General features: G+C 69.4%; 14 protein-coding genes. 5 read left to right on the top strand and 9 right to left on the bottom strand.

Going from position 1 to position 11,392, the window contains the following annotated elements:
- The coding region (locus MYF83_RS40410) for a sigma-70 family RNA polymerase sigma factor (RefSeq protein ID WP_248966111.1) at nucleotides 1-597 on the bottom strand (597 nt) is incomplete at its 3' end.
- Nucleotides 597-1,013: a YciI family protein gene (locus MYF83_RS40405; RefSeq protein ID WP_248966110.1), complete on the bottom strand. Its 417-nt coding sequence runs from the start codon at nucleotides 1,011-1,013 to the stop codon at nucleotides 597-599. The genes MYF83_RS40410 and MYF83_RS40405, both read right to left, overlap by 1 nt.
- A 573-nt stretch (nucleotides 1,014-1,586) precedes the next feature.
- Here MYF83_RS40405 and MYF83_RS40400 point away from each other — a divergent pair.
- Both MYF83_RS40400 and MYF83_RS40395 read left to right on the top strand, forming a co-directional pair.
- Nucleotides 1,587-2,555: an alpha/beta fold hydrolase gene (locus MYF83_RS40400; protein WP_248966109.1), complete on the top strand. Its 969-nt coding sequence runs from the start codon at nucleotides 1,587-1,589 to the stop codon at nucleotides 2,553-2,555.
- Complete coding sequence (locus tag MYF83_RS40395; RefSeq protein ID WP_248966108.1) at nucleotides 2,488-3,099, top strand: DUF6461 domain-containing protein; 612 nt, start codon at nucleotides 2,488-2,490, stop codon at nucleotides 3,097-3,099. Before MYF83_RS40400 ends, MYF83_RS40395 begins: the two co-directional genes overlap by 68 nt.
- A gap of 224 nt (nucleotides 3,100-3,323) precedes the next feature.
- Here the strand turns inward: MYF83_RS40395 and MYF83_RS40390 are convergent, their stop codons facing one another.
- Complete coding sequence (locus MYF83_RS40390; protein WP_248966107.1) at nucleotides 3,324-3,488, bottom strand: hypothetical protein; 165 nt, start codon at nucleotides 3,486-3,488, stop codon at nucleotides 3,324-3,326.
- A gap of 286 nt (nucleotides 3,489-3,774) precedes the next feature.
- Here MYF83_RS40390 and MYF83_RS44085 point away from each other — a divergent pair, with 286 nt between their 5' ends.
- From MYF83_RS44085 to MYF83_RS40370, 3 genes are read left to right on the top strand one after another with little or no spacing between them, the layout of a single operon-like run.
- On the top strand, nucleotides 3,775-3,948 hold the full coding sequence (locus MYF83_RS44085; RefSeq protein ID WP_248966106.1) for a hypothetical protein: 174 nt from the start codon (nucleotides 3,775-3,777) through the stop codon (nucleotides 3,946-3,948).
- Between the two features lie 56 nt (nucleotides 3,949-4,004).
- On the top strand, nucleotides 4,005-4,163 hold the full coding sequence (locus MYF83_RS44080; RefSeq protein ID WP_248966105.1) for a DUF5919 domain-containing protein: 159 nt from the start codon (nucleotides 4,005-4,007) through the stop codon (nucleotides 4,161-4,163).
- On the top strand, nucleotides 4,160-4,966 hold the full coding sequence (locus MYF83_RS40370) for an inositol monophosphatase family protein (protein WP_248966104.1): 807 nt from the start codon (nucleotides 4,160-4,162) through the stop codon (nucleotides 4,964-4,966). Before MYF83_RS44080 ends, MYF83_RS40370 begins: the two co-directional genes overlap by 4 nt.
- A gap of 92 nt (nucleotides 4,967-5,058) precedes the next feature.
- Here MYF83_RS40370 and MYF83_RS40365 read toward each other — a convergent pair whose 3' ends face one another.
- The 6 genes from MYF83_RS40365 to MYF83_RS40340 are packed head-to-tail and all read right to left on the bottom strand — an operon-like array spanning nucleotide 5,059 to nucleotide 11,377.
- Complete coding sequence (locus tag MYF83_RS40365) at nucleotides 5,059-6,120, bottom strand: 2-hydroxyacid dehydrogenase (RefSeq protein ID WP_248966103.1); 1,062 nt, start codon at nucleotides 6,118-6,120, stop codon at nucleotides 5,059-5,061.
- Nucleotides 6,117-6,413, bottom strand: coding sequence for a histidine phosphatase family protein (locus tag MYF83_RS40360; RefSeq protein ID WP_248966102.1), 297 nt, complete (start codon nucleotides 6,411-6,413; stop codon nucleotides 6,117-6,119). Before MYF83_RS40360 ends, MYF83_RS40365 begins: the two co-directional genes overlap by 4 nt.
- Complete coding sequence (locus MYF83_RS40355; RefSeq protein WP_248966101.1) at nucleotides 6,410-7,882, bottom strand: FGGY-family carbohydrate kinase; 1,473 nt, start codon at nucleotides 7,880-7,882, stop codon at nucleotides 6,410-6,412. The genes MYF83_RS40360 and MYF83_RS40355 overlap by 4 nt, the downstream gene beginning before the upstream one ends.
- Complete coding sequence (locus MYF83_RS40350; protein ID WP_248966100.1) at nucleotides 7,879-9,354, bottom strand: FGGY-family carbohydrate kinase; 1,476 nt, start codon at nucleotides 9,352-9,354, stop codon at nucleotides 7,879-7,881. The genes MYF83_RS40355 and MYF83_RS40350 overlap by 4 nt, the downstream gene beginning before the upstream one ends.
- Nucleotides 9,354-10,589 (bottom strand): sugar ABC transporter permease, encoded by a 1,236-nt coding sequence (locus tag MYF83_RS40345; RefSeq protein WP_248966099.1) that lies wholly within the window; start codon nucleotides 10,587-10,589, stop codon nucleotides 9,354-9,356. The genes MYF83_RS40350 and MYF83_RS40345 overlap by 1 nt, the downstream gene beginning before the upstream one ends.
- The gene (locus MYF83_RS40340; protein ID WP_248966098.1) at nucleotides 10,586-11,377 is read right to left on the bottom strand and encodes an ATP-binding cassette domain-containing protein; all 792 of its coding nucleotides are present in this window, start codon (nucleotides 11,375-11,377) and stop codon (nucleotides 10,586-10,588) included. Before MYF83_RS40340 ends, MYF83_RS40345 begins: the two co-directional genes overlap by 4 nt.
- Nucleotides 11,378-11,392 lie beyond the last annotated feature (15 nt).

Below are 11,392 nucleotides of genomic sequence, written 5' to 3'. Positions count from 1 at the left end.
CAGCCGGTCGCCCGACGTGGCCGTCGACCCCTCGGTGAAGATCACGTAGACGACGCTGAGCACGCCGCCCAGCCGTTCCCGGCGCTCACCGGCCGGCGGCAGCTCGAACGGCACCCCGGCCGCCGCGATCGTCTTCTTCGCCCGGGTGATGCGGGCCTGCACGGTCGGCACGGGTACCAGGAACGCGCGGGCGATCTGTTCGCTGGACAGGCCGCCGACCACGCGCAGGGTCAGCGCCACCCGGGCCTCGGGAGAGAGCACCGGGTGGCAGCTGACGAACATCAGCGCCAGGACGTCGTCGTCGATCCGGTCGGGGTCGATGTCCTCGTCGACCACCGGTCCGGCCGCCAGCAGGGCGTACCGGTCCCGCAGGGCGGTCCGGCGGCGGATCGCGTCGATCGCCCGCCGCCGGGCCGTGGCCATCAGCCAGCCGGCCGGATTGGCCGGAGCGGCAAGCGGCCACGACACCAGCGCCTCGGCCACCGCCTCCTGGGCCGCGTCCTCGGCCAGCCCGAAATCGCCGGTGAACCGGGTCAGCGCGGCGACGATCCGCGCCGACTCGATCCGCCAGACGGCCTCGACGTCGGCCGTACCCATCAGATCCGGCCGCTGCTCTCGCGCAAGGCCCCTTCCTTGACGAACTTCCCGTTGTCCTGCGGGACCTCGTCCTCCCCGGGCACCCGCCGGACCTCGATCTTGGACCCGGGGACCGACGGGACCCGCTTGGCCCACTCGACCGCCTCCTGCTTCGAGGCGACATCGAGCAGGAAGAAGCCCCCGAACAATTCCTTGGTCTCGCCGTACGGCCCGTCCGTGACCACCGGGGCCTCGCCGCTGAAGTGCACCACGACGCCCTGGCCCGGATCGTCCAGCCCTTCGGCCGCGACGTAAACGCCGGCCTTGGCCGTCTCCTCGATGAACAGGCGGGTCGCGGCCATCAGCTCCTCGACGTTGGCCATCAGGGCCGCGTTCGACTCATCGGTGCCCCGCATGATCAGCATGTACTGCGGCATCGCGTTCTCCTCCTCGGCGGGGCCGCCTCTCGGCCCTCGCACCCCACACGTCGAACGAACGGCCCGCGGATCGACACGGCCCCGAAAAAATCTCTCGCCACGACGCAGCCGATCCCTCCGGCCCGCGTTGCGCCCGTCAGACCGGCCCCTGAGCGATGGCTGACGCGGACGCCCTGCTGATCAGAAAGCTTAACGTCGCAGCTTTGGAAGGCGGCGACGCTCACACGGATCTGGGAAAAGCATTCGGGACGCGGCCAGTGATTCTTTCCGCTACCTGGCTGAAGAGAGGGCGACGGGAATCTTCAGCGGCGTTTCGCCCCCGGCGCACTCTCTTGCCGCTCTGCGCGGTCATGCCGAAGAGCGAATGTTCCTCCTGGATGGCGGGCCGCGCGGGAGCGGTGGTCACCACAGGGCATGGTCTCCCGAATTGGGTTGCCGAAGTGGCAAGACGATTCGCAGCGGCCTTATCGTCCATCGGATGATGAATGCGAGAACCGCCGGCCGGTGGGCCGACCTGGTAACGGCCGGTGGTGTGCACTCGGCGCATAAGGATCGAAAGCTCCTGGAGGATTGATGCCGCAGCCCGCTCTGATCACGAAGATCACACATCGTCTGGTCTTGTCTTCCGTTGGTCGCATCCACCTGGTGGAACAGGGTTCGGGGCCGCTGGTGCTGCTGGTGCACGGGTTCCCTGAGTCCTGGTACTCCTGGCGCCACCAGCTGCCGGTACTGGCCGCGGCCGGCTACCGGGCCGTCGCCGTCGACGTCCGTGGCTATGACCGCTCCTCTAAGCCTGAAGGCGTAGCCGCGTACCGGATGCTGGAGCTGGTCGAGGACAACGTCGCCGTGGTGCACGCCCTGGGCGAGCAGACGGCAGTGATCGTGGGCCACGACTGGGGCGCGACCATCGCCGCCAACTCCGCCCTCGTCAGGCCCGACGTCTTCCGTGCGGTCGGGCTGCTGAGTGTGCCCTACGCCCTGCGCGGCGGGCCGCGGCCCAGCGAGGTCTTCGCGCAGATGGGCGGAGAGGAGGAGTTCTACGTCAGCTACTTTCAAGAGCCCGGCCGGGCCGAGGCCGAGATCGAACCGGACGTCCGCGGCTGGCTCGAAGACCGCATCCAAATGGACAAGTACTGTCCGAACCTCCCCGGAGCTGGCCGGGGCAAGCAGTGCGATGAGTATCCGTTCCGCTCCACCTTTCAGGCGATCGGCGTCGACGGCAAGCTCGTCAACAATGGCTGGGTTCCTTCTCTCAACGCCTCCCTTCGCATGGTGAGCACAGCGCACAATGCAGCCGGCGGCCGCGATCTAGGGGCGTTCTACGCCCGGCATCGGGTATTCACCGTTGCAACCCCCGAAGGGGAATACAGAACCGGCCCTCCAACGCCTTCTTCGTCAAAATCAAGGAAGGCACCCCGTAATCCACCCAGGAGGGGGCATCTCGCAGGATGCCCCCTCCTCCCGAGAGGCAGCCATGCAGTCACCGACCTACCTGCACGACCTTTTGGTCTCGACCCTCTTCACCGAGGGACTCGATCATGACCCGGACCTATGGTCGCTGGGGTTCAGCGCCATTTGGATCAAGGGTGTGGATCTCGGCGTCCTCGCTCAAGCCTTCTCCCTGGACCTCGCCACCCGTACCCTGTGCCACCTGAGCGAGTTCCTCGACCACCACATCCACGACGGATCGCTTTGGGTGGCCGAGGCCGGAGGCTGGACCGGCATCATGCCGGCTCGTTCCGATGACGCGTTCCTGCTGTCGCTCACTGTAGGAGGCCGTCAGGCCCTCAGCCTCAGCATGGACATCAATGGCCACGACAACTTCAAGTACGCCCAGGACGGGCGCATGGTCGTCTCCTTCAGCCCTCTTCGGCCCAACCCGATGTACGGCGACGACCCGCACGCGCTCGATCACTTGATGGACGGGCTGCGCTTTGAGATCAGCGGTGACGACGTTCTGGAAAATCGTGTGGAGGAGGACGAGAGCATAAGCTCGGCCCTAGCGCTGATCGGACGCATCACGGAAACCGACATAGCCACCGACTGGTTCCAGGCGCAGCACTCGCGCATCGGCAGCACCGGCTGACTCCTGCAGTCGCAGAGTGAGCACACCACTGCTCGACTCGGTTACCCGACAGCCCTTGGTGGTGATCGCAACGACTTCTGGACGGCTTTCGGGCCGACGAACGTGACGATTCATGAACTGTCGGCGGCGGTCGCCTTCGCGGATGCCAAGCAAGCAGTCAGCATCGGAGAACGCCTGGATGTCTCGCACCTGGCCTCTGGCCTTCTCGGTCGGCGCTCCCAGGTTCATCTCGACCCCGAAGGAAGTTCGTTCGGCTCGCCGGGCATGCGGTAGCCGCTGCGTACGCGATCTCCGGTCAGACCCTCCAGTTCTGCCGCGTCGACGAACTGCGTCCCCATCGGTGTGGTGATCACGCGCACGGTCCAGCCGGCCTCTTGGGCCAGGAGCACGAGGCGCTGAACAGAGCCGCCGCTGGCGCGGCGCAGGCAACGACGTACAGCACGCCCCGCGACACCGCTTCCACCTGCATGACGTGATCCTATTCAGGCGAAGCCGAGCCGATCCAGGAGTGACCAACTCGAGCCAGTTCGACGTAGCCGAGGACATCGCACCAGAATGCGGCCAGTCGGCCAGGGTCTTCCGCGTCGATGACGAGTTCGCTGATTCGGCATGCCATGCCGCGGGCATAGCTGCGCCAGCCCGGCCTCGTTCCCATCGGATCGAGGCGGTGCGGTCGTGAACCTCGGCATCATCGGCCAGGAGGCGGGCCTGTTCGCCGTCACCAACATCGACGACATCCTCGTCCTGGCCCTGTTCTTCGCCCAGGGCGCCGGCCACAAGGGCGTCACCCGCCGCATCGCCATCGGTCAGTACCTCCCGGCCGCCGGGCTGGCGGTGTCCCCGAGGTAGCCAAGCGAGTTGAGCTCGCCGTCTACGATGAGACAATTCGGTGCAACATTCTCATCGTGGACCAAATGACGTGCGTTGTTCAGCCGTACCCGCCCCAGTTACGCGGACTGGACTCACCCACCCTCGTCATCCGCGACAACCGCACGGCGGGCGGCCTGTTCCCCGTCTTCGACCAGGTCTTCACCTCACTGTGGGAGCGAAGCAGAACAGTATGACCAACGACGCACGAGCACTCCTGCCCACCGCCCTGCAAGCCGTGGCCATCGCCAGCGAACTGATCACGACACGTCTCCCCGGCATCGTCACCGCCAAAGGCGACCGGGACATGGCCACCGAAGTCGACTACGCCGTCGAGCGAGCCGTCCGCGACCACCTCAGCCGGCACACGCCCGCGATCGGATTCCTCGGCGAGGAGGAAGGCACCAACGGCCATCCTCCCGAAGACCTCCAATGGGTGCTCGACCCGGTCGACGGCACCGTCAACTTCCTCCACGGCCTGCCACTGTGCGGCGTCTCCCTCGCTCTCGTCCGCGGGGACGTCCCCATCCTCGGCGTCATCGACCTGCCGTTCCTCGGCTCTCTTTACGCAGCCGCGGAAGACGACGGAGCCACCGTCAACAACGAGCCCATCAAGGCGAGCACCACCGGCACCCTGGACACCGCGATCGTGTCCATCGGCGACTACGCCGTCGGCGACCACGCCCAGGAGCGAAACCGCGACCGCCTCGCCATCACCCACCTCTTGGCAGCCCGAGCCCAACGCGTCCGGATGTTCGGCTCCGCCGCCATCGACCTGGTATGGGTCGCCGAAGGCAAGATCGACGCCTGCATCATGCTCGCCAACAAGCCATGGGACACCGCCGCCGGCGCCCTCATCGCCAAAGAAGCCGGAGCCCAGGTCACCGATATCGACGGAACCCCGCACACCACCCGATCCAAGGCCACCATCGCAGCCGCCCCCGGCATCCTCAACCAGATCGTCTCGCTGGCACACGAGGCTCAATCCGCCATGGCGTAGCGCGGATCCAGCGGCCCGTCGCCGCCCAGACGCTCAGGGCAGCTTCGGGCGCCTCTCCTCGCGCCTGCTCGCGTCGGTCAAGGAACGCCCGCTTACACACGAGGCACGTGTGCAGGTTTTTCGCCTCGGCTGAAATGCTCTTCGCCTCCGGTGGGGTTGGCGCAGTGGGCGAGGGGTTCGCCGCGGACGTAGCGGCCCACGTCCGCCGCGACGATCCCCGCCGCCTTGATCGCCGTCTCCTTGCTGGCCCCGGCCAGGTGCGGGGTCATCACCAGGTTGGGCGTCGTGAGCAGGCGGGACCCGGCGGGGATGGGCTCCTCGGGGAAGACGTCCAGGGCAGCGCCGAAGAGGTGGCCGGAGTCCAAGGCGGCGCACAAGGCGTCGTAGTCCAGCAACGAGCCCCTCGCGCAGTTGACCAGCACCGATCCGGCAGGCATCAGGGCGATCTGGGCGGCCCCGATCATGCGGGTGGTCTCGGGGGTGGCCCGGGCGTGCAGGGAGAGGAAGCGGGAGCGGGTCAGCAGTTCGTCGAGCCCCACCTGGCCGGGGATGTCGACGAAGGGGTCGAAGACGAGCACTTCGGCGCCGAAGCCCTCCAGCATGCGGGCCACCCGCCTGCCGATCGCCCCGTAGCCCACCAGGCCGACCGTGCTGCCTTCGAGCTCGGGGCCGACCTTGTCGTACATGTAGTAGTCGCCCCGCCACACACCCCCGGCCAGGTCGGCGTGGGTCTGCGGGATGCGGCGGGTGGCGGCGAGGAGCATGGCCAGCGTGTGTTCCGCGGTGGCGACCGCGTTGCGGCCCGGCGCGAAGGTGACGGCGACTCCGGCCTTGGTGGCCGCCTCCAGGTTGGCGTTGACCGGGCCGCCGCGGCTGACGCAGAAGAGCTTCAGGTCGGGGCAGGCGGAAAGGACGCGGCGCGTCAGCGGGGCCATCTGGGTGACGCAGATCTCGACTCCCTCCAGCGCCTCGATCAGCTCCTCTTCCACGTCGGACGCCTCGTCGACCTCGCCCACCCGGCCGAACGGCACCGTCGGCCATGGCAGCGTGAGCTCGCTGATGTCGACGTCACCGGGAACCTCGCGCCTGAGCGCGTCGGCGAGCAGGCGGTTCTGGACGAAGTGGTCGCCGGCGGCCAGGATTCGGACGGTCAACGAATGGCTCCAATCGGGGAGTTGAGCTGCAGGATCGCGACCTGCCCGTCCCGGAGCCGGAGCTCGGTGACGGCGCAGTTGTCCAGGCGCGGGAAGAGCCGCCGGTACGAGCCGAGCGGTACCCCGATGAGCCGGCACAGGGCGAGCCTGATGGCGGCGGAGGAGGACCACGCGGCGAGCTGCGCGGCCTGAGCGTGCCCGCGCGGGGTCAGCTCGATGTCGCTGAGCCCGGCGTACCGGTTCTCGGCGTGCCAGACGGTCTCGCCGTGGCGCACCAGCACGAGCTGGGTCATCGCGCGGTCCTCTCGCGGGCGTGGGCGGCGACGTGCGAGGGGAGCCAGCCGCGGCATTCCAGTTCGTCGACGAAGCGCAGGTAGTGCTCCTGCACGTCGGTTCCGCCCGGCTGGACGATCTCGCGTGTGCGGACCATCTCCGCCGTCGCGGCGTGCCCCGCGGCGAGTACGGCCATGCCGAGCGCGGGCTCGGCGTTCTCCCGCAAGGTCACGGGCCGCCCGAGGACGTCGGCCCTGATCTGGTTCCAGTAGGTGCTCCTGGTCGCCCCGCCGGTCAGGATGATCTCGCCGTCCACCGGGGCGCCGAGCAGGTCGAGGTAGTCGAAGCAGAGCCGCTCGATGTACGCCGCGCCACGCAGGATCGCGGCGTAGCGATCGACGTCGTCCGCGACGCGGCCGAGCGTGAAGCCCTCCGCCCGCGGAGCGTTGAACGGGAACCGCTCGCCCGGAGAGACCAGCGGGTACGTGGTGGCGGCGAGTCCAGGCCCGGAGCGGCCGGCCTGCCCGTGGTGGCCGGGCCCGAAGCGGCCGGCGGCCTGCTTGCTGAGCGCGTCGAGGTCGCGGCCTGCGAGCTCGCGCGCCAGCACCCCCGCGCCCGTACTGGACGCGCCTCCCGGCAGCCACGAGCCGTCTGGAGCCCGATGCGAGTAAACGACGCCCAGCGGGTCGTGGATGAGCTCCCGGGTGACGCCCTTGAGCACGAGCGTGGTGCCCATCACGGAGTTCCAGCTGCCGACTTCCAGAGCGCCCGCGCCCAGCTGCGCCGCGCACCCATCCGTGGTCCCGGCGATCACCGGCGTGCCCGGGGGGATGCCGGTGGCCTCGGCGGCCTCGGCACAGACCACGCCGAGCAGGCTGCCGGGCCGTACCACCTCGGGCAGCACGCGGGCGGGAACCCCCAATGCGTCGAGGACCCCGGACGGCCAGCGCTCGTCGATCAGGTGCACGCCCGTCTTCAACGCGTTGCTCAGGTCGGTCGCGACCTCCCGGCCCACGAGGCGGCGGTTGACGAAGTCGTTCTGGTGCGCCAGCCGCGCACCCGCCGGAGCGTCGCGCAGCAGCCACAGCAGTTTGGGCAGCGCCCAGTTGGCTTGCATGCGCCGGTAGCCGAGCTGCTCCCACACGTGTGCGCCGACCGAGTTGACCCGGTCGACCTCGCTCGCGGCCCGCCTGTCGTCGTACATCAGCCCAGGCGTGAGCGGCTGCCCGTCGCGGTCGGCGAGTAGGACCGTTCCAGATGTCGCGTCCACGGCCACGCCCCTGACCAGACCGGGTGGCACGTCGTGGAGCGCCTCGCGGGTGGCGGCGGCCAGTTGGCGCCACCACTGCTCGGGGTCCTGCTCGTGCCGGGGCCCGTCGCGGTGGCTGGTCAGCGCCCTGACGGCCGCGCCGAGCACCTGCCCGCTCTCGGTGACGGCCATCGCGCGCACGCTCTGCGTCCCGAGGTCGATGCCGATCCACACGCTCATGTACGACTCCGCATCCGCGCGAGCAGCGGCCAGGACTGGGCGCTGGTCTCGCGCAGAGCGAGGAAGTCCTGGTAGATCGTGGCGTACGGACCGGGCTCCGGCTGTACGGCATCGCGCAGCCGTACGAACCGCGCGGCCGCGGCCTCGATGCCGGAGGCGGCGCCCGTCGCGACCAGGCCCACGAGGAAGGCGCCTCTGGCGCCGACCTCGGCGTCGCTCGGGGGGAACACGGGCAGGCCGGTGACGTCGGCGATCATCCGCAGCCAGAGGGCGCTCGCCGAGCCGCCGCCGCACACCCGCAGGTCTCGCGGGGCAGGTCCGGAGGCGGCCAGGCAGTCCTGGATGACGAGCGTGAGCCCCTCGAACACGGCGCGGGCGACATGCTCGCGGCCGTGCTCGAACGACATGCCCAGGAAGGTGCCCCTGGCGAGCGGGTCCAAAAAGGGCGCGCGCTCTCCGGCCGGTGAGAAGTAGGGAAGGAACGCCAGCCCGGCCGCGCCCGGCGCGCTCGACGCGGCGAGCTCGCCGAGCGCGGCCGGGCCGGGCAGGCCGAGCAGGCGGCAGGCCCAATGGAGGACCTCGACTCCGGCGAAGGTGGGGAAGGCCCGCAGGTAGCCGCCGGGGACCGCGATCGTGATGCCCACGGCGTGGCCGTCGAGGTCGGGCTCGTCGATGATGGTCTCGGTGCAGAGCGTGGTGCCGAGGATGGTGCACGCCTGGCCGGTTTGCACGGCGCCCGCGCCTATCGCGGTCGAGGTGATGTCGTAGGGCGCCATCACGACCGGTGTCCCGGCGGGCAGGCCGAACAGCCCGGCGGCCTCCGTGGTCAGCTCGGCGACGCGGCGCGAGTCGTCGCACAGCTCGGGCAGCAACCGCGAGGCCCATTCGAGGCCGAACATGGTCATGAGCTCGGGGGAGTAGGCGCGGGCGCGGAGGTCCATGAACGGGGCCGAGGCGTCGGACTCGTCTGTGGCGATCACCCCGGTCATCCGGGAGAAGATCCATCCACCGCAGGACAGGCTGGTGGCGGAGCGGTCGAGCCGCTCGGGATCGTGCTCCTTCAGCCACGCGAGGATCGCGTGCGGCAGTCCCGAGGCGGTGGAGGAGCCGTTGAGCCGGAAGGCGCGCTCGGCCACCCCGGAGCGGGTCCAGGCGTCGACCGCGGCGACGGCCCGGCCGTCGTTCCACAAGATCGCGGGCCCGGTGGGCTCGCCCGACCGGTCGACCAGCCAGACGCCGTCGCCCTGCGCGGTGATCGCGAGGAAGTCGACCGCGCCTTCGACCTGGGAGGCGACATCCCGCACCGTGCGGACGACCGCGTCCCAGACCGCGCCCATGTCCTGCTCGGCGTGGCCGGGCGCCGGGCGGGACACGTGGGTCTCGTGTCTGGCGACCGCGACCTCCGCCCCCGCCTCGTCGTAGCCGACCGCCTTGATCACCGTGGTGCCGGCGTCGACGCAGATGACCGCCATCAGGCCCTCCCGTGGGAGGTCCGCGACTTGCGCGCGATCGAGTCGACGACCACGGCGAGCAGCAGGACGACGCCCGTCACCACGAACCGGATGGACGAGTCGAGGTTCAGCAGCGTCAGGCCGCTGGAGATCGACTGAATGACGATGATGCCGAGCAGCGCGCCGAACGCCGTGCCGCGCCCGCCGAACAGGCTCGTCCCGCCGATCACAGCCGCGGCGATGGCGTTGAGGTTGACGTCGCCCCCGCCGCTGCTCTGGTTGGCCGCGGCCAGCCGGGCGGCGGCGAGGATACCGCCCACCACGGCGAAGGTGGAGCATAGTACGAACACCGAGGTGTAGACCGCTTTGACATTGATGCCCGCCCGCCGCGCCGCCTCCACGTTGCCGCCGACGGCGTAGACGGCCCTGCCCCACTTGGTGCGGGACAGCAGGTAGTGCATGACCAGCACCAGCGCGACGAAGAAGACGAACATCCAGCCCACGCCGCGCGTCTGCCCGAGGTACCAGACCACGAACGTCAGCACGACCAGCAGCGCCACGCTCCTGACCACCAGCATGGACAGGGTCCTGGCCGACAGCCCCGCCCTGCGGCGTTCCCGCGCGTGGAAGTAGCCGCTCGCGAACAGCCCCGCGGCCGCGATCACCGCGAACGTGTACGACAGCCACGGCGGCACGAAGTCCAGCTGCGCGAAGTTCACCAGACCGGAGTCGAACGGCAGGTTGATCGAACCCTTGGTGCCCAGCACGTACAACTGCAGCCCCAGGAAGGCCAGCAACCCGGCCAGCGTGATGACGAAACTCGGCACCCCGAACCGGTTGAACAGCTGCGCGTACACCCAGCCGATCACCGCGCCCATGATGACCGCGGCCAGGATCGCCAGCCAGACCGGCAGCCCCTCGCTGACGAACAGCACCGCCAGCACCGCTCCCGACAGCCCGCTGACCGAGCCCACCGACAGGTCGATCTGCCCGACCAGCAGCACGCAGACGATGCCGAGCGCGATGATGCCGACCGCCGCCGACTCCATCGTGAGGTTCACCAGATTGGTGCTGGACAGGAAGATCGGGTTGAGGATCTGCAAGACGGTCCAGATCACGACCAGGCCGGCCACGACGGGGATCACGCCGAGGTCGCCGCCGCGGGCCCGCTCGACCACGTCGGCGACCGCGCCGCGCAACCCCTCACGGCTCTGCAGCCGCTCGTCCTGGCGATCGGTGGTGACCGTGCTGTTCACGAGGAGAGCCCTTCCTTGCGGCGCGCCCGGCGCTGGGACACCGCGTTGTCGCTGGCGCCGGTGATGGCGGCGATGATGTCCTCGGTGGAGACCTCTCCCACGTCGAACACCCCGTTGTTGCGGCCGAGCCTGAGCACGGCCACAGTGTCGGCCACCGCTTTCACGTCGGCCATGTTGTGGCTGATCATGATGACGCCCAGGCCGTTCTCGCGGAGCCGTTCGACCAGGTTGAGCACCTCCGCCGTCTGGGCGACGCCCAGGGCGGCGGTCGGCTCATCGAGGATGATGACCTTCGGGTCGCCGAGCAGCGACCTGGCGATCGCTACGGTCTGCCGCTGGCCGCCGGAGAGCGACGCCACCGGCACGCGCACGCTCGGGATCTTCGCCGAGAGCTGGCGGAGCAACTCCCAAGAGCGCGTCTCCATCGCCACGTCGTTCAGCCGGAGCGGGCGAACCTCCTGGCCCAGGAACAGGTTCTGGATCACGTTGAGGTTCTCGCACAGCGCGAGGTCCTGGAAGACGGTCGCGATGCCGAGCTTGTGAGCCGCCGCCGGAGTCGGGACGTCGACCACCTTCGACTCGAAGGTGATCGTGCCCGAGTCCGGCGGGTGCACGCCTGAAAGGATCTTGACCAGCGTCGACTTGCCGGCGCCGTTGTCCCCGACGACGGCCACGACCTGCCCTGCCGCCACATCGAGGTCGATGCCGGTGAGTGCGGCGACCGCACCGAAGGTCTTGCTGATCCCGCGCAGGGACAGGACGCTGTCTGCTTGCTGGGTGGAGGACAAGGAGACTCCTGGAGA

This window comes from Sphaerisporangium perillae, from assembly GCF_023276435.1.
Classification (GTDB): Bacteria; Actinomycetota; Actinomycetes; order Streptosporangiales; family Streptosporangiaceae; genus Sphaerisporangium; species Sphaerisporangium perillae.
This window is presented reverse-complemented; position numbering and strand designations above follow the sequence as displayed.